The organism is Streptomyces sp. NPDC102258 (assembly GCF_055584685.1).
In genome coordinates this window covers 27,979-49,204 of the sequence record NZ_JBVJLO010000006.1, presented here as the reverse complement: position 1 = coordinate 49,204, position 21,226 = coordinate 27,979, and the positions used below count along the sequence as shown (strand labels likewise).

Here is a 21,226-nt window from a genome sequence, read left to right as displayed (position 1 = left end):
GACGGGCGCGAGGGGGAGGGCGGGGTGGTTCCCGGGGTTCCCCGGCGCCGGGTCCGGGGCCTGCGGGAAGGGTCAGTGGATGATTCCGGTGCGCAGGGCGACGGCGACCATCCCGGCGCGGTCGCCGGTGCCCAGCTTGCGGGCGATCCGGGCGAGGTGGGACTTGACGGTGAGGGCGGACAGGCCCATCGAGACGCCGATGGCCTTGTTGGACTGGCCCTCCGCGACGAGGCGCAGGACCTCGACCTCGCGGCCGGAGAGCTCTCGGTAGCCGCCCGGGTGGCTCGGGGCACCCGGGGGGCGGCGGTGCATACGGGCGGCGGCGGCACCGATGGGGGCGGCGCCGGGCCGGGTGGGGAGCCCGATGTTCGTCCGCGTACCGGTGACGACGTAGCCCTTCACTCCGCCCGCGAGGGCGTTGCGCACGGCACCGATGTCGTCGGCGGCGGACAGGGCCAGGCCGTTCGGCCAGCCGGCGGCACGGGTCTCGGACAGCAGGGTGAGACCGGAACCGTCGGGCAGGTGTACGTCGGCCACGCAGATGTCGCGCGGGCTGCCGACGCGGGGGCGGGCCTCCGCGATGGACGACGCCTCGATCACGTCGCGGACTCCGAGGGCCCACAGATGGCGGGTCACGGTGGAGCGGACGCGCGGGTCGGCCACGACGACCATGGCCGTCGGCTTGTTCGGGCGGTAGGCGACCAGGCTTGAGGGCTGCTCGAGAAGAACGGACACCTAGGCCTCCTGGGGGAGTGGCGGGACGGCCGGCTGGGGGAAGGAAGCCGGTGCGAACCGTGCGGATGGTCACTGACTCCTTCGGCACGTCACCCGCCCGGCTTTAGGGAATGATCACGATTTGGTGAGTAACAATTCGGGCAATTCGGACGCACGATCGATCAAGCGATGATCAGAAGGCCGCAACGGACGCACTGTTCTGACACGCCGTTACGGTCCGCGGCGGCCCCGACCGGTCGTTCCCGGCCGCCGCGCGTACCTCCGTACGGCCCCCAAGGGGGCCGCCGGGGCCGCTCCCTACGGGTGGTGCGGGCCGCGGCGCTGTGGCAGGGACACCACGCCCGTGCCGGTGTCCGTCGGCCCGACCGGCGGCAGCCCCGCGATCTGGCACAGCAGCTCGCACCACGCCGCCAGGTGCGAGGCGGTGTCGGGCACCCCGCCCACCCCCTCGCGGGGGGTCCACGAGGCCCTGATCTCGATCTGGGTGGCCGGACGCCGCTCCGCGAGCCCGCCGAAGTAGTGCGAGCTCGCCATGGTCACGGTCCCGCTCGCCTCCCCGTACGCCAGCCCGCGCGCCTCCAGCGCCCCGGTCAGCCACGACCAGCACACCTCCGCCAGCAGCGGGTCCGCGGCCATCTCCGGCTCCAGCTCGGCCCGTACCAGCGTCACCAGCCGGAAGGTGCCCTGCCAGGCGTCGTGCCCGGCGGGATCGTGGAGCAGGATGAGGCGGCCGTCGGCCAGGTCGTCCTCCCCGTCCACGACCGCCGCCTCCAGCGCGTACGCGTACGGGGCCAGTCGCTGCGGCGGCTTCGTCGGGTCGATCTCGATCCCGGACCGCAGCCGTGCCTTCTTCAAGCCGTCGACCGCCCGGCGGAACGGGAGCGGGACGGAGCTCTCCTTCGCGCTGTCCGTACCGTCAGCGCCATCTGAAAATCGTCCCTGAGCCGCAGCCATGCCGGGAAGACTAGGCGGAACGGGCGCCCGTACGGCGCAGGGACACCCGCACCGGGCCGGGCACTTCTTCATACGTGCGAAGATTTGCCGCGTGAGCGCCACTACCCGCCCCACGGGCCAGCCGAGTCAGACGTACGATTCCGCCTTCCTGAAGGCGTGCCGGCGGGAGCCGGTCCCGCACACGCCCGTGTGGTTCATGCGACAGGCGGGACGCTCACTCCCCGAGTACCGCAAGGTGCGCGAGGGCACGGCCATGCTGGAGTCCTGCATGCGCCCCGACCTGGTCACCGAGATCACCCTGCAGCCGGTGCGGCGCCACGGCGTGGACGCGGCGATCTTCTTCTCCGACATCGTGGTCCCCCTCAAGGCCATCGGCGTCGACCTCGACATCAAGCCCGGCGTCGGCCCCGTCGTCGCCCGCCCGATCCGCCGCCGCGAGGATCTCGCACAGCTGCGCGACCTCACCCCTGAGGACGTCTCCTACGTCACCGAGGCGATCGGCATGCTCACGGGTGAACTGGGCGGCACGCCGTTGATCGGGTTCGCGGGCGCGCCTTTCACCCTCGCGAGCTACCTCGTCGAGGGCGGCCCCTCCAAGAACCACGAGCACACCAAGGCCCTGATGTACGGGGACCCGGAGCTGTGGGCCGAGCTGCTGGACCGCCTCGCGGAGATCACCTCCGCCTTCCTCAAGGTCCAGATCGAGGCCGGGGCCTCCGCCGTCCAGCTCTTCGACTCCTGGGTCGGCGCCCTCGCCCCGGCGGACTACCGCCGCTCCGTGATGCCCGCGTCCGCGAAGGTCCTGGAGTCCGTCGCCTCGTACGGGGTCCCGCGCATCCACTTCGGCGTGGGCACCGGCGAACTGCTCGGCCTGATGGGCGAGGCCGGCGCGGACGTCGTCGGCGTCGACTACCGGGTGGCGCTGGACGACGCCGTCCGCCGCGTCGGCCCCGGCAAGGCGCTCCAGGGCAACCTGGACCCCGCGGTCCTCTTCTCCACCACCGAGGCCGTAGAGGCCAAGACCGACGAGGTCCTGGCCGCCGCCTCCGCCCTGGAGGGCCACGTCTTCAACCTCGGCCACGGCGTCCTCCCCACGACGGACCCCGACGCCCTGACCCGCCTGGTGGACTACGTCCACACCAAGACGGCGCGCTGACCCGAAGACCGTCCCCGCCGCCCCACCGCCGCTGGCGGTGGGGCGGCGGGGTGCGTGGGGCTCAGGTGCCTGCCGTGCGGACTGCCGTGACGGATTTGCGGGCCGCTACCAGGATCGGGTCCCAGACCGGGGAGAAGGGCGGGGCGTAGCCCAGGTCCAGGGCGACGACCTGTTCGACCGTCATGCCCGCCGTCAGGGCGACGGCCGCGACGTCCACGCGTTTGGCCGCGCCCTGGCCGCCGACGATCTGGACCCCGAGCAGGCGGCCCGTACGGCGTTCCGCGAGCATCTTCACCGTCATCTCGGCGGCGCCCGGGTAGTAGCCCGCCGTGTTCGTCGAGCGGATGGTGGAGGTGACGAACCGCAGGCCCGCCTCCCGGGCGTCCCGCTCGCGCAGTCCCGTACGGGCGATCTCCAGGTCGCAGACCTTGCTGACGGCCGTGCCGACCACCCCGGGGAAGGTCGCGTAGCCGCCGGCCACGTTCGAGCCGATCACCTGGCCGTGCTTGTTGGCGTGCGTGCCCAGCGGGATGTGCCGGGTGCGGCCCGCCACCAGGTCCAGCACCTCCACGCAGTCGCCGCCCGCCCAGATCTCCTCGTGGCCCCGCACCCGCATGGACAGGTCGGTGAGCAGGCCGCCCGAGGGGCCCAGCGGGAGGCCCGCCGCCCGGGCCAGCGCCGTACGGGGCTCCACCCCGAGGCCGAGCACCACCACGTCGGCCGGGTACTCCGTCCCGTCCGCCGTGGTCACCGACACCGCCCGGCCCTCCCCGTCGGTGCCGATCGCCGTCACCTCGGCGCCGGCGACCGTGACGATGCCCATGGCGTTCATCGCGCTGTGCACGAGCCCGCCCATGTCCGGGTCCAGCGTGGCCATCGGCTGCTCGCCCCGGTGCAGGACGGTGACCTCGTACCCCCGCCGGACCAGGGCCTCCGCCATCTCCACGCCGATGTAGCCCGCGCCGACGACCACCGCCCGGCGGCCCCTCGTACGCTCCAGGGAGTCCATGAGGCGCTGCCCGTCGTCCAGGGTCTACACCCCGTGCACCCCGTGGGCGCCGATCCCCGGCAGCCGCGGGCGCACCGGCCGGGCGCCGGTGGCCAGCACCAGCTTGTCGTACGCCGTCCACGACTCGGCGCCGCTCTCCAGGTCCCGGGCGCGCACCCGGCGCCCGGCCACGTCCAGCTCCACGACCTCCGTCCGGGTGCGCAGGTCGATGTCCCGCGCCCGGTGCTCCTCGGGGGTCCGGGCGATCAGCTCGTCCCGCCCGGCCACCTGCCCGCCGACCCAGTACGGGATCCCGCACGCGGAGTACGAGGTGAAGTGCCCGCGCTCGAAGGCGGTGATCTCCAGCTCCGCCCGGCCCTTGAGCCTGCGGGCCTGGGACGCGGCGGACATCCCCGCCGCGTCCCCGCCGACCACCACCAGTCGCTCCGTCGCCATCGCCCGCCCCGTTCCGTCGTGTTCCGCCGCGTTCTGCCGTTCCGCTGTACGGGGCACACGCTACGGGGGCGGGCCCGCGCTCAGTCGCGCGGATCGTCCCCGGCGTCCCCCGCCGGGACGGCGGCGGCCGACACCGGCTCCTTCCGGGGCGCCGGCACGGGACCGGGGGCCGCCTTCCGCCGCGCCGGGCGCAGCCTGCGGTAGCCGCGGTACGCCAGTACGGCCAGCGCCGCCGTCAGCGCGAACGGCAGCACCACGGCGAGGGCCAGCACCAGGTACCGCACCAGGGTGGTGAACACCGACCAGCCGCCCCGCAGGGCGTCGCCGAACGAGGGGTCCCCGTCCCCGTCGTCCTTCTTCACCACGGGCGCCGCCGGCTCCGACACCGACAGGGTGATCGTTCCGAGCGAGGTCTGGTCCTTCAGGGCGGTCTGCTGGGCGAGCAGGGACTCCAGGTCCGACTGACGCCGGCTCAGCTCGCTCTCCAGCATGACCACATCGCCGAGCGCCGAGGCCTTCTCCATCATCTCCCGCACCCGGGCCACACTGGCCCGCTGCGAGGCGACCCGGCTGTCGACATCGGCCACCTTCTGGGTCACGTCCTGCGCCTCCACCTTGCGCCGCAGCAGCTTCCCGCCGCCCTCCAGAGCGCCGATCACCTGGTCGAAGCGCTCGCCCGGCACCCGCAGCGTCAGCGTCGAGCTCATCCGGCCGTCGGAGCCGCGCTCGGTGGACTCGTTGCCCACGTAGCCGCCCGCGGCCTCGGCCGCCGTACGGGCCGCCGCGAGGGTCTTCTGCGGTTCGGCCGTCTCCACGGCCAGCGTTCCGGTGCGGATGACGTTCGGCCGGACCGCCGCCGGTGCCTGCGCCGGACCCTTCGCGTCCGCCGCCGGGGGAGCGGCGGGCGCCGCCGCCCCCGGCTTGGCGCCTTCGGCCGGCGGCGCGGCCGCGCCCTGGCGGGGGGCGGCCGCCTCGCCCGAGGAAGGCCGCCCGTCGGCCCCGCACCCGGTCAGCGCCAGGGCGGCGGCCAGGGACAGCCCGGCCAGCGCCGCCCCCGAACGGTGTCTCGCGTGGAACGTACGCATCGTCAGTACCCCCATGTGGTCGGCTGCTGTCGTGGCTTCGACGTACGGGGGCCGCCCGCGGGTTTCGCCCGCAGGGTCCCGGAGCGGTCCCGAAGCGGTCACGGTCCGGCCTCGCCGAGCGGTCTGAGACGATGTGTCCATGCGCGAAGCGGACACACGTACGGAACGGCCGGCCCCCGCCGGCCACGTCGTCGTCGTAGGCGGCGGCATCGCGGGCCTCGCGGCCGCCCACCGGCTCCTCGCCGACGGCTTCCGCGTCACCCTGCTGGAGGCCGGACCGCGCCTCGGCGGCAAGCTGTACGCGGGCGAGCTCGCCGGCCTCCCCGTCGACCTCGGCGCCGAGTCCGTCCTCGCCCGCCGTCCCGAAGCCGTCGACCTCGCCCGGGCCGTGGGCCTCGGCGACGCCCTCCAGCCCCCGGCCACCGCCACCGCCCGCCTGTGGACCCGGGGCGCGCTGCGGCCCATGCCGCGCGGGCACGTCATGGGCGTCCCCGGCGACACGGCCCCGCTCGCCGCCTCCGGCGTGCTCTCCGCCGAGGGCCTCGCCCGCATCGCCGACGACACCGCGCTGCCGCCCACCGAGGTCGGCGAGGACGTGGCCGTCGGCGCGTACGTCGCCGCCCGCATGGGCCGCGAGGTCGTCGACCGGCTCGTCGAACCGCTGCTCGGCGGGGTCTACGCCGGTGACGCCTACCGCATCTCGATGCGGGCCGCCGTCCCCGCCCTCTTCGACGCCGTCCGCGCCCACCCCACCCTCACCGAGAGCGTCCGCGCCCTCCAGGCCGAGGCCGCGGGCCGCGCCGCCGCGGAACGGACCACCGTCACCGGAGCGGCCGCCACCGGCGCCTTCTTCGCCGGGATCGACGGCGGTATCGGCCGCCTCCCGCTCGCCGTCGCCGACGCCTGCCGGGCCGCCGGCGCGCGGATCCGCACCGACACCCCGGTCAGCGCCCTCAGCCGGACGCCCGGCGGCTGGCGGATCACCGCCGGCGACGAGGCCCTCGACGCGGACGCCGTGGTGCTCGCCACCCCGGCCGGGCCCGCCGCCCGGCTGCTCGACGGGCTCGCCCCCGCCGCGGTGACCGCGCTGCGCGAGGCCGAGTACGCCTCCATGGCCCTGGTCACCATGGCCTTCCGCCGCCGCGACCTGCCCGCCGCCCTCGCCGACGGCGGCGCCAGCGGGTTCCTCGTACCGCCCGTCGACGGCCGGACGATCAAGGCCGCCACCTTCTCCAGCAACAAATGGGCCTGGTCGGGGGCCGATCCGGAGCTCTTCCTGCTGCGCACCTCCGTCGGCCGGTACGGCGACGAGGGCGACCTCCAGCGCGAGGACGCCGACCTCGTCGACGTCTCCCTCGCCGACCTCGGCGAGGCCGTCGGCCTCGCGGCCCGGCCGGTGGCCTCCACCGTCACCCGCTGGGACGGCGGACTGCCCCAGTACCCCGTCGGCCACCTCGCCCGGGTCGCCCGGATCCGGGCCGCCGTGGCCGAGCTGCCGGGCCTCGCCGTCTGCGGCGCCCTCTACGACGGGGTCGGCGTCCCGGCCTGCGTCGAGAGCGCCGGGAAGGCCGCCGCGGCGGTGTCCGCGGCGATGGCCACCCCTGGCACGGACCACTGATCAGCACACGGGACAATGGACACATGACTGCACCAGAGAAGATTCCCAACGCGGGGAAGAAGGCGAAGGACCTCAACGAGGTCATCCGCTATACCCTGTGGTCCGTCTTCAAGCTGAAGGACGTCCTCCCCGAGGACCGCAGCGGGTACGCCGACGAGGTCCAGGAGCTCTTCGACCAGCTGGCCGCCAAGGACATCACCGTCCGCGGCACCTACGACGTCTCCGGCCTGCGCGCCGACGCCGACGTCATGATCTGGTGGCACGCCGAGACCTCCGACGAGCTCCAGACCGCTTACAACCTCTTCCGCCGCACGAAGCTGGGCCGCGCGCTGGAGCCGGTGTGGTCGAACATGGCCCTGCACCGCCCCGCCGAGTTCAACAAGTCGCACATCCCGGCCTTCCTGGCCGACGAGGTCGCCCGCGACTACGTCAGCGTCTACCCGTTCGTACGCTCGTACGACTGGTACCTGCTGCCCGACGAGGACCGCCGCCGCATGCTCGCCGACCACGGCAAGATGGCCCGCGGGTACCCGGACGTGCGTGCCAACACCGTGGCGTCCTTCTCGCTGGGCGACTACGAGTGGATGCTGGCCTTCGAGGCCGACGAGCTCTACCGCATCGTCGACCTCATGCGTCACCTGCGTGCCTCCGAAGCCCGCATGCACGTCCGCGAAGAGGTGCCCTTCTACACCGGGCGCCGCAAGTCCGTCGCCGATCTGGTGGCCGGACTCGCCTAGACCTCCCCTGGGGGGAAGGACCGGAGGACCGCTCGTGACACGAGAGCGGCCTTCGGGGATCGGGAGGCCCTGCCCCCGAATCGACGCAGCCGGAGACCCCGCCCGGAAGTTCAGACGACTGGCGGCAGCAGCGCCCTGGGAGCGCGTGCTGCCCGGTCGTCCAGCGACACCGGTGCGGGCTCCGGATGCGGCGCACACGTGGTGCGCCACCCCGGGGTGGCGCCCGTGAGCAGGTACCGCTCCACCCGCCGGTCCACGCACCCGTTGCGTCCGCCGGCCACCCCGTGGGCGCCCGCGCCCACCTCCGTGACCAGCGCGGCCCCCGCCCCGAGCCGCCGTTGCAGCTCCAGCGCGCCGGGGTACGGGGTCGCCCCGTCCCGCTCCGCCGCGACGATCAGCGTCGGCGGCAGCCGTACCGCCTCCGCCCCGCCGACCTCGGCCGGACGCTGTCGGGCCGGCACCGGCCAGGAGGCGCAGGGCAGGTTCAGGAAGGCGTTGGGCCAGGTCTCGAAGGGCGCCCGGCGGGCCAGTTCGGTGTTGTCGCGGTCCCAGGTCTCCCAGTCGGCGGGCCACGGGGCGTCGTTGCACAGCACCGCCGTGTAGACGGCCGTCGCGTTCGCGGCCTCCGCCGCCCGCTCCGGATCGCGCGCCGCCTGCCGCGTCAGCGGCCCCGGATCACCGCGCAGGAAGGCGGCGAGGGCCGCCGCCCGCTCCGGCCAGACGTCGTCGTCGTACGCCGTCTGCAGGTACGCGGCGTGCAGTTCGCCGGTGCCGACGACCCCGCCCGCCGGAGTCCGGGCCACCGCCGCGCGCACCCGTTCGTACCCGGCCCGCACCGCCTCGGCGGTGGCGCCCAGCCCGTACACCGCGTCGTGGCGGGCCGCCCAGGCGCGGAAGTCGGCCCAGCGGCGCTCGAAGGCCGGAGCCTGGTCGAGGTTGTCGAGGTACCAGACGCGGCGCGGATCCGGGTCGACGGCCGAGTCGAAGACCATGCGGCGCACCTGCGCCGGATACCGGGAGGCGTACACCGCGCCCAGGTAGGTGCCGTACGAGGCCCCCACGAAGTTCAGCCGCCGCTCGCCGAGCGCGGCCCGCAGCACGTACAGGTCGCGGACGTTGTTCAGGGTGGTGTACTGGCGCAGCGCCGTCCCGGTGTGGCGGGCGCAGCCCCGCGCGTACGCCCGGGCGGCCGCGAGCCGCTCCCGTTTGTACGCGGCCGGGGGCACGGCCGGGACCTGCGTGGGCCCCTGCGGCCACTCGCCGGGGTCCTGGCAGGACAGCGGGGCCGAGCGGCCGACGCCGCGCGGGGCGTAGCCGACGAGGTCGTACGCCGCGGCGATCCGGCTCCAGGCGGGCCGGCCGCCGAGCAGCGGGAAGAACATCCCCGACGCGCCGGGCCCGCCCGGGTTGTAGACGAGGGCGCCCTGGCGGACGGTGTCCCCGCGGCCGGTGGCGGGGAGCCGGCTGACGGTGAGGGAGATCCGCGGGCCGCCGGGGCGGGCGTAGTCCAGCGGAACGGGCAGCGCGGCGCACTCCACGGGGGCGGACAGCCCCTCGACGGCGGGGCAGGGCCCGAAGCGGAGCGGGTCGGAGGCCGCGCGGCGGGCGGCGAGTTCGGCCCCGGCGTCCTCGGCGGCCGGGCCCGCGTCCCGGGCCAGGGCGGTGGCCGGGGCCGGGGTGGTACAGAGGACGAGGGCGAGGGCCGCCGCGGTGGCTCCGTACCGTACGAGCCCCGTCGGCGTCCCGCGCATGGCGTTCCCTTCGTCTCATCGTCGTGTGATCTGATGAGATGTCATATTCGGTCGCTGTGTACAGGGCCGCCGCCGGGTGTCGGAGCCGGTACCCCCGGTTGCCGTACGAGCGCGGGGCCGGGATCAGGAACTGCTGCCGCAGCTGGAACTGGAACTTCCACAGCTGGACCCGGAGCTGCCGCAGCTGGAACCCGAGCTGCCGCAACTGGAGCTCCCGCAGCCGGCGCCGCTGCCGCTGCCGCAGCTCGAACCGCCGCAACCCGAACCGGAATCCGAGCCGGAGGAACCGCCGCCGTCGCTCGCCGCGCACCAGACCAGCGGCAGGGCATCGGCCGCCGAAGTCGAACCGGTGTACGAGCCGCTGCCGCGCCCCCCGGCTTGCGCCGCCGCCAGCCGGGTGCTCCGGGCGGCGGGCACCAGTTGCTCGCGCAGGTACGGGTCCCGCAGGCCGCGCAGCCCGAACAGGGCCGTCTGTACGTGATCGGCCGGATCGGCCGCGTACCGGGCCCGCATCGCCGCCAGCGCCGTCCGCCCGGCGGGCGTGACGCGCCGGGCGGCCCGCTTCGCGCAGACGGAACCGAGCAGGATGCCGCCCAGCAGCACCGGGAAGACCTTCACGACGAACGGCACCCGGGAGTCCGGGTCCATGGACCAGGCGAGGAAGGTCAGCGGCAGCGACAGCACCAGCAGCAACCCGCACAGCACCGCCTGGAGCACGCCCCAGCGCCGCAGCCCGCGCCCCGCGCCGGGCGGCGCGATCAGCCCCCGGGCGGCGAGGCCGTCGCCGGTCTCCTGGACGGCCGGGTCGCGCATGGCGGCGTAACGCACCTGGTAGAGCCACCCGGACGGCGCCTGCCGCAACGCCTCCAGCACGGCCCGTTCGGCGGGGTCCGCGCCGCGCGCCCCGGGCCGCGCCCGGACCAGGCCGGGGCCGCCGCCGGTCAGCCGGGCGTCCCCGAACAGCGAGACGAGCGCGGCGTCGACGACCGTGCCGGGGCCGCCCGCCAGGAACGCCGCCTCCGACAGGTCGTGCAGCTCCGGCGCGGGCCCCGCCGCCCGGGGCCGGGCCCGCAGCACGGCGCGGAGCAGCAGCGCGGCGGAGCACAGGACGGCGGCCCAGACGCAGACGGCGAGCAGGTTCACGCCGCTCTCCCCAGCAGGGCGCGGGCCCAGCGCACGATCCGGCGGGGCGGCCGGGCGCCCGCCCGGTCCTGCCACCAGACGGTGAGCCGGCGGCGGGCGGCGGGGTCGGCGGGCAGGTCCTGGATGAGCAGGTGCTCGGCGAAGTCCAGGGCGTCGCGGCGGTACCCGGCCGTCATGGGGCGGCGGCGGGCGTAGCCGAGGAAGGCGGCGCGGTAGGCGTCGGGCCCGCCCAGGATCTCCGGCAGCTCCGGCGCGACCTTCGCGACGACCGAGGCCCGCTTGGCGGCCAGCGCCCGGGACTGCACCCGGATCCGCTGCCGGTCGAACCCCTCGGGTACGGGCGTCCCGGCCACGAGCGCCGACAACAGCGCGGCCTGCCCCAGCCCGAGCCGCGTCCGCGCCCCGTCGAGCCCCGCCCCGCCGGATTCCACGGGCCCGCGCGCGGCCCCGGCCGCGGTCCCGCCGCCTGCCGCGGTCCCGCAGCCGGTCCCGGCCCCGTGAGTCCTGATCCCGGTCCCAGCCCCAGCCCCAGCCTCGGCCTCGGCCCCGGGGCCGCGGGCCGGCGCGGGGGGCCCCGTACCAGCGGCCGTCGCGCCCGCGCCAGCGCCCACCCCGGCGGTCACCACCTCCCGGATCCGGGTCAGTTCCGCCGCCAGCTGCGGCTCCGGCGGGAAGTCGTCGTCCCGTTCCAGCAGGACACCCGGCGGGTCCACCCGCTCCCGCAGCGCCGCCAGGACGTCGAGCACGACCGGCGGCACCGGGTGCGCGTGGGTGTCGTGCCAGACGCCGTCGCGCTCCACGCCCCCGGCCACGTGCACGTACGCCAGCGCCTCCAGCGGGATCGCGTCCAGTACCGCCGCCGGGTCCTCGCCCCGGTTCACCCGGTTCGTGTGCAGGTTGGCCACGTCGATGAGCAGCCGTACGCCGGTCCGTTCCACCAGCTCGGTCAGGAACCGGGCCTCCGTCAACTCCTCCCCGGGCCAGGAGACCAGCGCGGCGATGTTCTCCAGGGCCAGCGGCACCGGCAGCGCGTCCTGCGCGATCCGGACGTTCTCGCACAGCACGTCCAGCGCGTCCCGGGTCCGCGGCACCGGCAGCAGGTGCCCGGCTTCCAGCACCGGCGAGGAGGTCCGTACGAAGGCGATGTGCTCGGTGACCAGCGGCGCTCCCAGCGCCACCGCCCGCTCCCCGAGCGCGGCCAGCTTCTGCGGGTCGGGACGGTCCGCGCCGCCCAGGCCCAGCGAGACGCCGTGCGGGACGACCCGCACCCCGCGCTCGCGCAGCCGTACCAGCGACTCGGGCAGATGGCCCGGGCAGATGTTCTCGGCGACGACCTCGACCCAGTCCAGGCACTCCAGCCGCTCGACGGCGTCCGCGATCTCCGGCCGCCAGCCGATGCCCACCCCCAGGCGCGCCATGGGCTTCATGTCCCCCCACCCCCCTCTCACCGGCCCCCGCCGGTCCGTACCGTCCGTACGCCGGTGTGATGGCCCCGGCGGCGCCGGGCCAACCGTGAGGGGGAGACGTTCAGAGCAACATTTGAGGTTCCCGGCCCGGCACGCGGGGCCCGGGCGCGCGGCGGCCCCCGCTCCTCAGAGCCGCGCGCGCAGCGCCGGGTGGTCCGCGACGACGGTGCAGGAGCCGGGCGCGATCTCCGTGAACCCCGCGTCCCGCACCACCGGCAGCCCGCTCCCGCTCAGCCGCTCCCACCCCTCGCGCGGGGCGGTGCGCACCGCCAGCCGGAAACCGGACTCCCGCCAGGCGGTCCGCTCCGCCGGGCCCAGTTCCCACCAGGCCAGCTGCGCCGCGTGCCCGGCCTGCGCCATCGCCTTGCCGGCCGACATGTCCAGCTCCGGGTTCAGCCACAGCACGGGCACCCGCGGGCCGGCCGCCGCGTCCACCGGTTCGGCGTCTTCCAGGTCGGTGCCCGAGACCTGGAGCTTCGCCAGCTCCTTGGGCCAGCCGTCGAGCGGCACCGGCGGGAACACCCGCACCTCCGCGCGCTCCCCGTGCACCGTGATCCCCGGCAGGGTCCCGGCCTTGCGCCACTCCGCCCCGCGGGCCCGCCGGACCACCTTGCGGATCCGCGCGTCCTGCCAGTCGCGCACCGCCGCGGCCCACTCGCCCTCGCCGTGCGCCCGCTCGTCCGTCAGCAGCACCAGGACCGCACGGGCCGCCGTCTCCAGCGCGTCGGTCCGGGCCGGCGGCTCCGCCTTCTCGATCCGCACGACCAGCGGCAGCACGAACTGCGGCGCCTCGTCGCGCGGCGCGCGTCCCTCCCGGAACGGGCTGTCCGACCCGACGGCGGGTACGGCTGGGGTATCGGTCGTGTCCTCGGTGCTCATCCGCCCAAGGATGCCAGCCTCCGTCTTCAGGATGATGTCCCGGGTACGCGCTCCGGGTGAGGATCGACGCCATGCAGAGTGAGCTTTTCGCGTCCGAGAACCTGGCCAAGCCGTCACCCGCGCCGGGCATGACCCTCCAGAACGCCAAGTCCGTCAAATACACCGTCAACGGGGAGATGTTCGCCCGGCAGGGCTCGATGGTCGCCTTCCGCGGCAACCTCCAGTTCGAGCGCAAGGGCCAGGGCATAGGCGGCATGCTCAAGCGGGCCGTCACCGGCGAGGGGCTGGCGCTGATGTCGGTGCGCGGGCAGGGCGAGGCCTGGTTCGCCCACCAGGCCGGCAACTGCTTCATCGTCGACTTCGAGCCGGGCGACGCCCTGACCATCAACGGGCGCAACGTCCTGTGCTTCGACCCGACCCTGTCCTACGAGATCAAGATGGTGAAGGGCGCCGGAATGACCGGCGGCGGCCTCTTCAACAGCCTCTTCACCGGCACCGGCAAGCTCGCCGTCGTCTGCGACGGCAACCCGATCATCATCCCGGTCACCGCGCAGGCCCCGGTATACGTGGACACGGACGCGGTCGTCGGCTGGAGCGCCGCGCTGGAGACCGGCCTGCACCGCTCCCAGTCGGTCGGCTCGATGATCCGCGGCGGCTCCGGCGAGGCCGTGCAGCTCAAGCTGAGCGGCGAGGGCTTCGTCATCGTCCGGCCCAGCGAGCTGACCGAGACGGCGGCCGCGCACTGAACCTGACGGGTGTGGGCCGCCGTACGGCAGGCGGCGGCCCTGGGTGCTGCGCGACCGCGGGCCGTCGCCAAGTGCGTTGTCAGTGGAGCCGGTTACGGTCCTCTCACGTGATCCGAACGTCAGCAGTCACAGGGGAGTCCGCCATGGGCAGCGCCGATCGCAGCACGCACGAGGGGTTCACGGCCGAGGAGCGGGCCGCGATGAAGGACCACGCCAAGGAGCTCAAGGCGGCGGCGCGCCGCCAGTCGGCCGCCGAGAAGGCGGCGGAGGCCGAGCGGGACGTCCTGGCGAAGATCGCCGAGATGGGGGATTCCGACCGGACCATGGCCGAGCGCGTCCACGCCGTCGTCACGGCCACCGCCCCGGCCCTCGCGCCGAAGCTCTGGTACGGCATGCCGGCGTACGCGCTCGACGGGAAGATCGTCTGCTTCTTCCAGAGCGCGGAGAAGTTCAAGGCCCGGTACGCGACGCTGGGCTTCAGCGACCAGGCGAACCTGGACGAGGGCACGATGTGGGGGGCCGGCTTCGCCCTCACCGAGGTCACGCCGGAGGCGGAGGAGCGGATCGCCGCCCTGGTGAAGCAGGCGGTGAGCTGACCCGCCGCCGCCGGCCGGGGGCGGGCCGAGCGAGCATCAGCGGCCGGGGCCGCCGCCCCGGGGCGGCAGGACCGGCCGGGGAGGGCGGTGGCCCCGGGCCGCGTAGGCTCGTACGCATGGACCAGCCGCAGGAGCCCGCACCGTACTGCCCCGCCCCGGCCGCGCCCGTCGGGCGGGTGCCCGGGCCGCCGTACGCCGACTGCGTGGAGTGCGGCGAGCCCACCGAGTACGGGGTCGCGACCCCGGGCGTGGTGCTGTGCCCGGTGTGCGAGTGGCAGGACGCGCAGCGCACCGCCTGCTCCGGCTGAACGTTTCTCCAGGCCGGACCCCGCCGCTACTTCCCCATCAGCTCGGACACCTTCACGAAGCGGTACCCCCGCTCGCGCAGCACCGGGACGATCTTCTGGACCGCCTCCTCCGTGACCGGGGCCGCGCTGCGCGTGCAGTGCATGACCACCACCGAGCCGGGCTTCACCCCGCTCAGGACGTCCTGCGCCACCGCGTCGGGGTCCTTCGCGAAGGCGTCCCCGCTGACCACGTCCCACTGCACGGCCGTCACCTTGGCGGGGGCCAGTGCCCGCAGCGCGTCGTCGTCGTAGCAGCCGCCCGGGAAGCGGAAGTAGGGCACGCTGTTGACCACGCCGGCCTTCCGGAACGCCGCGAAGGCCCGCTCCACGTCCGCCCGGGCGGCGTCGCCGTCGAGGGCGGGGAGCCCGTAGCAGGGCGACTTGAAGGCGTGGTGGCTGTAGGAGTGGTTCGCGATCTCGAAGTTCGGATCGGCGCCGATGGCCTTCGCCTGGTCGGGGTACTCCTCCGCCCAGCGGCCCGTCATGAACACGGTGGACGGGATCCGCAGCCGGCGCAGGGTGGCGATGAGCTCGGGGTTGTCGAAGTGCTCCCCGGAGGCCGCGCGCGGGCCCTGGTCCGAGGTCATGTCGGCGTCGAAGGTGAGGGCCACCGTCTTGTCGGCCCGCTGACGCGTGCGTTCGAAGACGGGAGTCAGCCCGTTCGGGCCGGGGGCCAGGACGGGCACCTTGTGCGGGGCACCGGGCTGAGGGGACGCGGAAGGGGAGGGGGACGAAGCCGCTCCCGAGGCCGCCGGGCTGCCCGGACGGGTCTGTGCGCCGCTCTGCGGGGCGCCGGAGCCGCCCCCGCATCCCACGAGGACGGCGCCGAGCGCGGCCACGGCCGCCACTGTGCGTACAGAAATGGTCACGTACGCAAAATATATGACTATGTGGCAATCGGACGTTTACGGCACGGCGCCGACACCCGGACATCGAAAACGGGCCCCCGCGGCATACGCGCGGGGGCCCGCCAGGGGTGGGTACGGGATCAGACGAGCTCGGCGCTCAGCGTGATCGTCGTGCCGGTCAGCGCCTGGCTGACCGGGCAGTTCTTCTTCGCGTCCTCGGCCGCCGCGGCGAAGGCCTCGGCGTCCAGGCCGGGGACCTCGGCGCGCACGGTGAGGTGGATGCCGGTGATGCCCTCGCCGGGCTGGAACGTCACATCGGCCTTGGTCTCCAGCCGGGTGGGAGGCGTGCCCGCACCGTCGAGGCCGTGCGAGAGCGCCATCGAGTAGCAGCTGGAGTGCGCGGCGGCGATCAGCTCTTCGGGGCTGGTCTTGCCGTTCGCGGCCTCGGCGCGCGAAGGCCAGGAGACGTCGAACGAGCCCTGCCCCGAGGAGTCGAGGGAGACGACGCCGGAGCCCTTGAGCAGGTTGCCTTCCCAGACGGTGTGGGACGAGCGCGTGGTGGCCATGGTGGATCCCTTCGCAGATGTGGAAACGGCCGGGCCGCAGAAGCGTCCCGGCCGTCCCAAACCTACTGGGAGACCAGGGGTTTCGCGTCGCGGGCGAGTGCGGTGAGCCGCGATATGGCTCGGAAGTACTTCTTCCGATATCCGCCGTTGAGCATTTCTTCACTGAACAGCCGGTCGAAGGGGACGCCGGACGCCAGCACCGGCACCTCGCGGTCGTACAGCCGGTCGGCGAGCACCACCAGGCGCAGGGCGGTGGACTGGTCCGGGACCGGGCCCACGTCGGTGAGGCAGACCGCCGCTATCCCGTCGGTGAGCGCCCCGTACCGGCTCGGGTGGACCTTCGCCAGGTGCTCCAGGAGGCCCGGGAAGTCGTCGAGGCTCGCGCCCGGGGTCCTGTACGCGGCCTTCGCGACCTGCTCGTCGGTGAAGGGGGCCGGGGCCTCGGGCAGGCCGCGGTGGCGGTAATCCTGGCCGTCGATGCGCAGCGGCCGGAAGTGCGCCGACAGCCCCTGGATCTCGCGCAGGAAGTCGGCGGCGGCGAAGCGGCCCTCGCCGAGCTTGCCGGGCAGCGTGTTGGAGGTCGCGGCCAGCGCCACGCCCTTCTCGACGAGCCGGCTGAGCAGGGAGGAGACCAGCACGGTGTCGCCCGGGTCGTCGAGCTCGAATTCGTCGATGCACAGCAGCCGGTGGCCGCCCAGGGTCTGCACGGTCTGCTGGAAGCCGAGGGCGCCGACCAGGTTGGTCAGCTCCACGAAGGTGCCGAAGGCCTTGAGCGCGGGCTCGGCGGGGGTGGCGTGCCACAGGGAGGCCAGCAGGTGGGTCTTGCCGACGCCGTAGCCGCCGTCGAGGTAGACCCCGCGCGGGCCGGCCGCGGGCGCGGCGGGCTTCTTCGCGAACCAGCGCCGCTTGCCGGAGCCGCTGGCGTGCGCCCCGCCCAGGCCGGCGGCGAAGGCGCTGAGCACGGTGACGGCCTCGGCCTGGCTGGGCTGGGCGGGGTCCGGGTCGTAGGTGTCGAAGCGCACCGAGTCGAAACGCGGGGGCGGCACCATCTCGGCCACCAGCCGTTCGGCGGGCACGCGCGGTTCGCGCTCACACAGGGCCAGCGGCCCCGCGTCGGCTATCGGGGACTGCCCCGAGGGGGCGGAACCGGAGGTCGAGAGTGAAGTTGACACAGCACTCAACTCTACGCGGCGTGTCAGACTGCACCGATGCGACGCCTGCTCCCTGTGACCGATCAGACACCCGCCCCGTCCGGCGGTCCGGCCGACCGCGAGTGGTCCCTGGACGAGCTGGCGGACGCCTACGCCTATCCGGCGCTCGCCCCCGGCGCGCACTGGCTGCGGGCGAACATGGTGTCCACCCTGGACGGGGCCGCCCAGCACGACGGGCGCACCGAGCCGATCTCCGGCGAGACCGACATGCGGATCTTCGGCACCCTGCGGGCCCTGGCCGATGTGGTGGTCGTGGGTGCGGAAACGGTTCGCCAGGAGGGTTACCGGCCGGCCCGCGCCCGGGAGGACTTCGCGGCCCGCCGCGCGGCCGCCGGGCAGGGTCCCGCCCCCGCCATCGCGGTGGTCACGGCCAGCCTGGACCTGGACTTCACGCTGCCGCTGTTCACCTCCCCGCTCGTGCCGACCCTGCTGCTCACCGGCGCCGGCGCCCCGGCCGACCGGGTGGCCGCGGCCACCGCCGCCGGGGCCGAGGTCGTGGTGGCGGGCGAGGGCGCGGGCGCCGACCCGGAGCGGCTGGTACGGGAGCTGGCCGCGCGCGGGCTGGGCCGCCAGCTCACCGAGGGCGGCCCCCGGCTGCTGGGCCAGTTCGTGGCCGCCGACGCGCTGGACGAGCTGTGCCTGACGATCTCGCCGATGCTCACCGCCGGGGACGCCCAGCGGGTCTCCGGCGGCCCTTCTGTCACCGTTCCGCACCGGCTCGCGGCGGCGTCCGTACTGGAAGAGGCCGGGTTCCTCTTCACGAGCTACCGTCGGATCTGAACAAGAAGCGGAATTAGGAGTTCCGCTTAGCTTCCTCTGGGCACATACCTGATCACATATATCTACGGAACGCCCCGCGTGAGCGGGGCAGGATGGTTTGCGCGGGAGCCGGCCGACCGGCCCCCGCGCACGAAGGAGAGGGCGTCCGTGTTCACGAGCGTATTGATGATCGAGCAGCCGCTGACCACGGTGGACGTGGACTTCGTCACCACCCTGCACGGCGACGACCACGTCTCCTTCGTCGTCCTGATGCAACCCAGGGGCGACCAGGACCGGCTGCTCCGCGCCATCGACGACGTCGCGCTCGGCGAGCTGCCCGAGGCCCTCCACGAAGGGGAGGAACCCGAGGGGGACGCGGCCCGCGGGCCCGCCGCGGTGGCGCTCGAACACTCCCTGGCCGCCCTGCGGCGCAAGGGCGCCGAGGCCGTCGGTCACATCATCGAGGACCACCCCCTCGACCACCTGAAGACCGTCGTCGACGAAACCGGTGCCGACGAGGTGATCGTCCTGACCGCCCCGCACTACGTGGAGGAGTTCTTCCACCGGGACTGGGCCTCCCGGGCGCGGCACAAGGTCGGGGTTCCGGTGCTCAAGCTCTTCGCCCACAACGAATAGGCTGGGGCGGCACAGCCCCCGCACCTCTCGACCCTGGAGCGACCTGAATGAAGCCCGGCCTGCCGACCGCGATGGAACGGCCCCACTTCATCGGCATCGGCGGCGCCGGCATGTCCGGCATCGCGAAGATCCTCGCCCAGCGCGGCGCGCGGGTGGCCGGCAGCGACTCCCGTGACTCCGAGACCGCCGGGGCGCTGCGCGCCCACGGCGCCACGGTGCACATCGGGCACGCCGCCGGCCACCTCGCCGACGACACCAGTTGCGTGGTCGTCTCCAGCGCCATCCGCGCCGACAACCCCGAGCTGGTCCGCGCCGCCGAGCTGGGCGTTCCGGTCGTGCACCGCTCCGACGCCCTCGCCTCGCTCATGGACGGCCTGCGCCCGATCGCCGTCGCCGGTACGCACGGCAAGACCACCACCACCTCGATGCTGGCGGTCTCCCTCTCGGCGCTGGGCCTGGACCCCTCGTACGCCATCGGTGGCGACCTGGACGCGCCCGGCTCCAACGCCCACCACGGCGAGGGCGAGATCTTCGTGGCCGAGGCGGACGAGAGCGACCGCAGCTTCCACAAGTACGCGCCCGAGGTCGCGATCATCCTCAACGCGGAGCTCGACCACCACGCGAACTACGCGTCGATGGAGGAGATCTACGCCTCCTTCGAGACCTTCGTCGCCAAGATCGTCCCCGGTGGCACCCTCGTCGTCGCGCACGGCCAGGACGGCGCCGCCGAGATCGCCCGCCGGGTCGCGGGCAGGGAGGGTCTGAACGTCGTCACGTACGGCGAGGAGGACGACGCCGACGTCCGGATCACCAAGATCACCCCGCGCGGTCTGACCAGCGAGGTCACCGTCGTGCTCCAGGGCCGGATGCTCACCTTCACCGTCTCCGTGCCCGGCCGTCACTACGCGCACAACGCCGTGGCCGCCCTGGCCGCCGGTGTCGCCCTCGGCATCCCGGCGCACAACCTCGCCTCCGCCCTCGGCAAGTACACCGGCGTCAAGCGCCGCCTCCAGCTCAAGGGCGAGGCGGCCGGCGTCCAGGTCATCGACTCCTACGCGCACCACCCCACCGAGATGACCGCCGACCTGGAGGCCATCCGCGGGGCCGCCGGGGACGCGCGCATCCTGGTCGTCTTCCAGCCGCACCTCTTCTCCCGCACCCAGGAGCTGGGCAAGGAGATGGGCGCCGCCCTCACGCTGGCCGACGCCTCCGTGGTCCTCGACATCTACCCGGCCCGCGAGGACCCGATCCCCGGGATCACCAGCGAGATCATCATCACCGCGGCCCGCGCGGCCGGCGCCGACGTCAGCGCCGAGCACGAGAAGGAGGACGTCGCCGACGTCATCGCGGGAATGGCCAAGCCCGGTGATCTCGTTCTCACCATGGGCGCCGGCGACGTCACGGACCTGGGACCCCAGATCCTCGCCCGCCTGTCGAACTGAGGGAGCGGGAACGTCATGGCGTACGAGGTCCAGAAGACGGACGAGCAGTGGCAGGCCGAACTGACTCCGTCCGAGTACCAGGTGCTGCGCCTGGCGGGCACCGAGCCGGCCTTCCGCGGTGAGTACACCGACACCAAGACCGAGGGCGTCTACTCCTGCCGGGGCTGCGGCGCCGAGCTGTTCCGCTCCTCGGAGAAGTTCGAGTCGCACTGCGGCTGGCCGTCCTTCTTCGACCCGAAGGACACCGACGCCGTCGAGCTGATCGCCGACACCTCGCACGGCATGGTCCGCACCGAGGTCCGCTGCGCGAGCTGCGGCTCCCACCTCGGTCACGTGTTCGAAGGTGAGGGGTACCCGACCCCCACCGACCAGCGGTACTGCATCAACAGCATCTCCCTGCGGCTCACCCCCGCCGAGAGCTGAGCCGGTCCTCCAGGGCCCGCGCCGGGGCCCAGCCCCGGGCGCGGGCCCTGCCCACATCCGGCACCACCGGCCGGGACGGCCGACCCACCGCGTAAGGGCTGAGGTCCGGCCCGGCCCCGGCCCGGCCGCGTAACGGCCGAGGCCCGGCTCGCCCCCAGCAGACCGCGCCGCCGCCTACGCTGCCCGCGCCCGCTACGGGTCACCGGCAGCGCAGCGTCCCCGGCCGGGCCCGTGCCGACAGCCGCCCACCGCGCCCGGTACGGGCCATCGGCAGCGCAGCGTCCCCGGCCGGGCCCGTGCCGACGGCGGCCGCCCGCGCCCCCGTACGAGCCACCGTCAGCGGCAGCGCCCCCGCCCGGACCCGCGTCGGCGCCTCGCCCGCCGCCTTGACCCGGCCGTACGCGTTCAGCCGCCCCGTACGCGGATGGCCCTCGCCGGCCGTCCCCCGGGCCCCGCGCGGGTCGTACACGCCAGCACTGCTCATCCACACCACCCGCCGCCCCGCCGCCGCGTCCACCATGCCGCCTGGCCCGATCCTGAGCACGGATCCTCAACTCCCGCTGCCGCGCGCCGAGTAGGCGACCCCGCGTCCGCCCTCCGGTGAGGCGGCTCGCAGGGCTTTCGTACGGGCGCGGGTCCCCGTACCGTGCCGGTGCCTGCCCGACCACACCTCCGGTTCAGCGC

Annotated in this window: 21 protein-coding genes and 1 pseudogene; 10 read left to right on the top strand and 12 right to left on the bottom strand. The window is 74.4% G+C overall.

Features of this window, described 5'->3' with window-relative positions:
• Window positions 1-72: 72 nt before the first annotated feature.
• Window positions 73-735 (bottom strand): helix-turn-helix transcriptional regulator, encoded by a 663-nt coding sequence (locus ACZ6ZT_RS12275; protein WP_351817870.1) that lies wholly within the window; start codon window positions 733-735, stop codon window positions 73-75.
• A gap of 297 nt (window positions 736-1,032) precedes the next feature.
• Window positions 1,033-1,689 (bottom strand): DUF3000 domain-containing protein, encoded by a 657-nt coding sequence (locus ACZ6ZT_RS12270; protein WP_469718460.1) that lies wholly within the window; start codon window positions 1,687-1,689, stop codon window positions 1,033-1,035.
• A gap of 91 nt (window positions 1,690-1,780) precedes the next feature.
• Here ACZ6ZT_RS12270 and hemE point away from each other — a divergent pair, with 91 nt between their 5' ends.
• A complete protein-coding gene (hemE, locus tag ACZ6ZT_RS12265; RefSeq protein WP_469718456.1) occupies window positions 1,781-2,845 on the top strand; it encodes a uroporphyrinogen decarboxylase in 1,065 nt (354 codons plus the stop codon).
• Window positions 2,846-2,906: 61 nt separating this feature from the next.
• Here hemE and ACZ6ZT_RS12260 read toward each other — a convergent pair.
• Together ACZ6ZT_RS12260 and ACZ6ZT_RS12255 are read right to left on the bottom strand one after the other, a co-directional pair.
• A pseudogene (locus ACZ6ZT_RS12260) lies at window positions 2,907-4,289 on the bottom strand (FAD-dependent oxidoreductase).
• Window positions 4,290-4,369: 80 nt separating this feature from the next.
• Window positions 4,370-5,374 carry a DUF4349 domain-containing protein gene (locus tag ACZ6ZT_RS12255; protein WP_469718454.1) on the bottom strand — a complete coding sequence of 335 codons (1,005 nt, stop codon included), beginning with the start codon at window positions 5,372-5,374 and terminating at the stop codon, window positions 4,370-4,372.
• 139 nt (window positions 5,375-5,513) lie between these two features.
• Here ACZ6ZT_RS12255 and hemG point away from each other — a divergent pair, with 139 nt between their 5' ends.
• Together hemG and hemQ are read left to right on the top strand one after the other, a co-directional pair.
• On the top strand, window positions 5,514-6,992 hold the full coding sequence (gene hemG / locus ACZ6ZT_RS12250; RefSeq protein WP_469718451.1) for a protoporphyrinogen oxidase: 1,479 nt from the start codon (window positions 5,514-5,516) through the stop codon (window positions 6,990-6,992).
• A 23-nt stretch (window positions 6,993-7,015) separates the two neighbouring features.
• Window positions 7,016-7,729: a hydrogen peroxide-dependent heme synthase gene (gene hemQ, locus ACZ6ZT_RS12245; RefSeq protein WP_469718447.1), complete on the top strand. Its 714-nt coding sequence runs from the start codon at window positions 7,016-7,018 to the stop codon at window positions 7,727-7,729.
• Window positions 7,730-7,839: 110 nt separating this feature from the next.
• Here hemQ and ACZ6ZT_RS12240 read toward each other — a convergent pair whose 3' ends face one another.
• From ACZ6ZT_RS12240 to ACZ6ZT_RS12225, 4 genes are all read right to left on the bottom strand, one after another.
• Window positions 7,840-9,480, bottom strand: a complete 1,641-nt coding sequence (locus tag ACZ6ZT_RS12240; RefSeq protein WP_469718443.1) for an alpha/beta fold hydrolase — start codon at window positions 9,478-9,480, stop codon at window positions 7,840-7,842.
• Between the two features lie 123 nt (window positions 9,481-9,603).
• Window positions 9,604-10,623, bottom strand: coding sequence for a TIGR04222 domain-containing membrane protein (locus ACZ6ZT_RS12235; protein ID WP_469718440.1), 1,020 nt, complete (start codon window positions 10,621-10,623; stop codon window positions 9,604-9,606).
• Window positions 10,620-12,050: an MbnB/TglH/ChrH family RiPP precursor modification enzyme gene (locus ACZ6ZT_RS12230; RefSeq protein WP_469718437.1), complete on the bottom strand. Its 1,431-nt coding sequence runs from the start codon at window positions 12,048-12,050 to the stop codon at window positions 10,620-10,622. Before ACZ6ZT_RS12230 ends, ACZ6ZT_RS12235 begins: the two co-directional genes overlap by 4 nt.
• Before the next feature lie 165 nt (window positions 12,051-12,215).
• Window positions 12,216-12,968 (bottom strand): aminoacyl-tRNA hydrolase, encoded by a 753-nt coding sequence (locus ACZ6ZT_RS12225; protein ID WP_469718433.1) that lies wholly within the window; start codon window positions 12,966-12,968, stop codon window positions 12,216-12,218.
• 71 nt (window positions 12,969-13,039) lie between these two features.
• On the opposite strand from ACZ6ZT_RS12225, the gene ACZ6ZT_RS12220 reads away from it, so the two are divergent.
• From ACZ6ZT_RS12220 to ACZ6ZT_RS12210, 3 genes are all read left to right on the top strand, one after another.
• Window positions 13,040-13,714, top strand: a complete 675-nt coding sequence (locus ACZ6ZT_RS12220; RefSeq protein WP_469718430.1) for an AIM24 family protein — start codon at window positions 13,040-13,042, stop codon at window positions 13,712-13,714.
• A gap of 143 nt (window positions 13,715-13,857) precedes the next feature.
• Window positions 13,858-14,310 carry an iron chaperone gene (locus ACZ6ZT_RS12215; RefSeq protein ID WP_469718427.1) on the top strand — a complete coding sequence of 151 codons (453 nt, stop codon included), beginning with the start codon at window positions 13,858-13,860 and terminating at the stop codon, window positions 14,308-14,310.
• A 116-nt stretch (window positions 14,311-14,426) separates the two neighbouring features.
• Window positions 14,427-14,618 carry a hypothetical protein gene (locus tag ACZ6ZT_RS12210; protein WP_469718425.1) on the top strand — a complete coding sequence of 64 codons (192 nt, stop codon included), beginning with the start codon at window positions 14,427-14,429 and terminating at the stop codon, window positions 14,616-14,618.
• A 26-nt stretch (window positions 14,619-14,644) separates the two neighbouring features.
• On the opposite strand, the gene ACZ6ZT_RS12205 is transcribed toward ACZ6ZT_RS12210, so the two are convergent.
• The 3 genes from ACZ6ZT_RS12205 to zapE all read right to left on the bottom strand — a co-directional run bounded on the left by ACZ6ZT_RS12205 (window position 14,645) and on the right by zapE (window position 17,243).
• Window positions 14,645-15,526 (bottom strand): polysaccharide deacetylase family protein, encoded by an 882-nt coding sequence (locus ACZ6ZT_RS12205; RefSeq protein ID WP_469718421.1) that lies wholly within the window; start codon window positions 15,524-15,526, stop codon window positions 14,645-14,647.
• A 119-nt stretch (window positions 15,527-15,645) separates the two neighbouring features.
• Complete coding sequence (locus ACZ6ZT_RS12200; RefSeq protein WP_469718417.1) at window positions 15,646-16,071, bottom strand: OsmC family peroxiredoxin; 426 nt, start codon at window positions 16,069-16,071, stop codon at window positions 15,646-15,648.
• Between the two features lie 62 nt (window positions 16,072-16,133).
• Window positions 16,134-17,243 carry a cell division protein ZapE gene (gene zapE, locus ACZ6ZT_RS12195; RefSeq protein ID WP_469718413.1) on the bottom strand — a complete coding sequence of 370 codons (1,110 nt, stop codon included), beginning with the start codon at window positions 17,241-17,243 and terminating at the stop codon, window positions 16,134-16,136.
• 36 nt (window positions 17,244-17,279) lie between these two features.
• On the opposite strand from zapE, the gene ACZ6ZT_RS12190 reads away from it, so the two are divergent.
• The 4 genes from ACZ6ZT_RS12190 to msrB all read left to right on the top strand — a co-directional run bounded on the left by ACZ6ZT_RS12190 (window position 17,280) and on the right by msrB (window position 20,542).
• Complete coding sequence (locus ACZ6ZT_RS12190; RefSeq protein ID WP_469718409.1) at window positions 17,280-18,062, top strand: pyrimidine reductase family protein; 783 nt, start codon at window positions 17,280-17,282, stop codon at window positions 18,060-18,062.
• A 147-nt stretch (window positions 18,063-18,209) separates the two neighbouring features.
• A complete protein-coding gene (locus ACZ6ZT_RS12185; protein ID WP_469718406.1) occupies window positions 18,210-18,677 on the top strand; it encodes an indole-3-glycerol phosphate synthase in 468 nt (155 codons plus the stop codon).
• Window positions 18,678-18,724: 47 nt separating this feature from the next.
• Window positions 18,725-20,119, top strand: coding sequence for a UDP-N-acetylmuramate--L-alanine ligase (murC, locus tag ACZ6ZT_RS12180; RefSeq protein WP_469718403.1), 1,395 nt, complete (start codon window positions 18,725-18,727; stop codon window positions 20,117-20,119).
• A gap of 15 nt (window positions 20,120-20,134) precedes the next feature.
• On the top strand, window positions 20,135-20,542 hold the full coding sequence (gene msrB / locus ACZ6ZT_RS12175; RefSeq protein WP_469718400.1) for a peptide-methionine (R)-S-oxide reductase MsrB: 408 nt from the start codon (window positions 20,135-20,137) through the stop codon (window positions 20,540-20,542).
• A 199-nt stretch (window positions 20,543-20,741) separates the two neighbouring features.
• Here the strand turns inward: msrB and ACZ6ZT_RS12170 are convergent, their stop codons facing one another.
• Window positions 20,742-21,086 carry a hypothetical protein gene (locus ACZ6ZT_RS12170; protein ID WP_469718397.1) on the bottom strand — a complete coding sequence of 115 codons (345 nt, stop codon included), beginning with the start codon at window positions 21,084-21,086 and terminating at the stop codon, window positions 20,742-20,744.
• Between the last annotated feature and the right edge of the window lie 140 nt (window positions 21,087-21,226).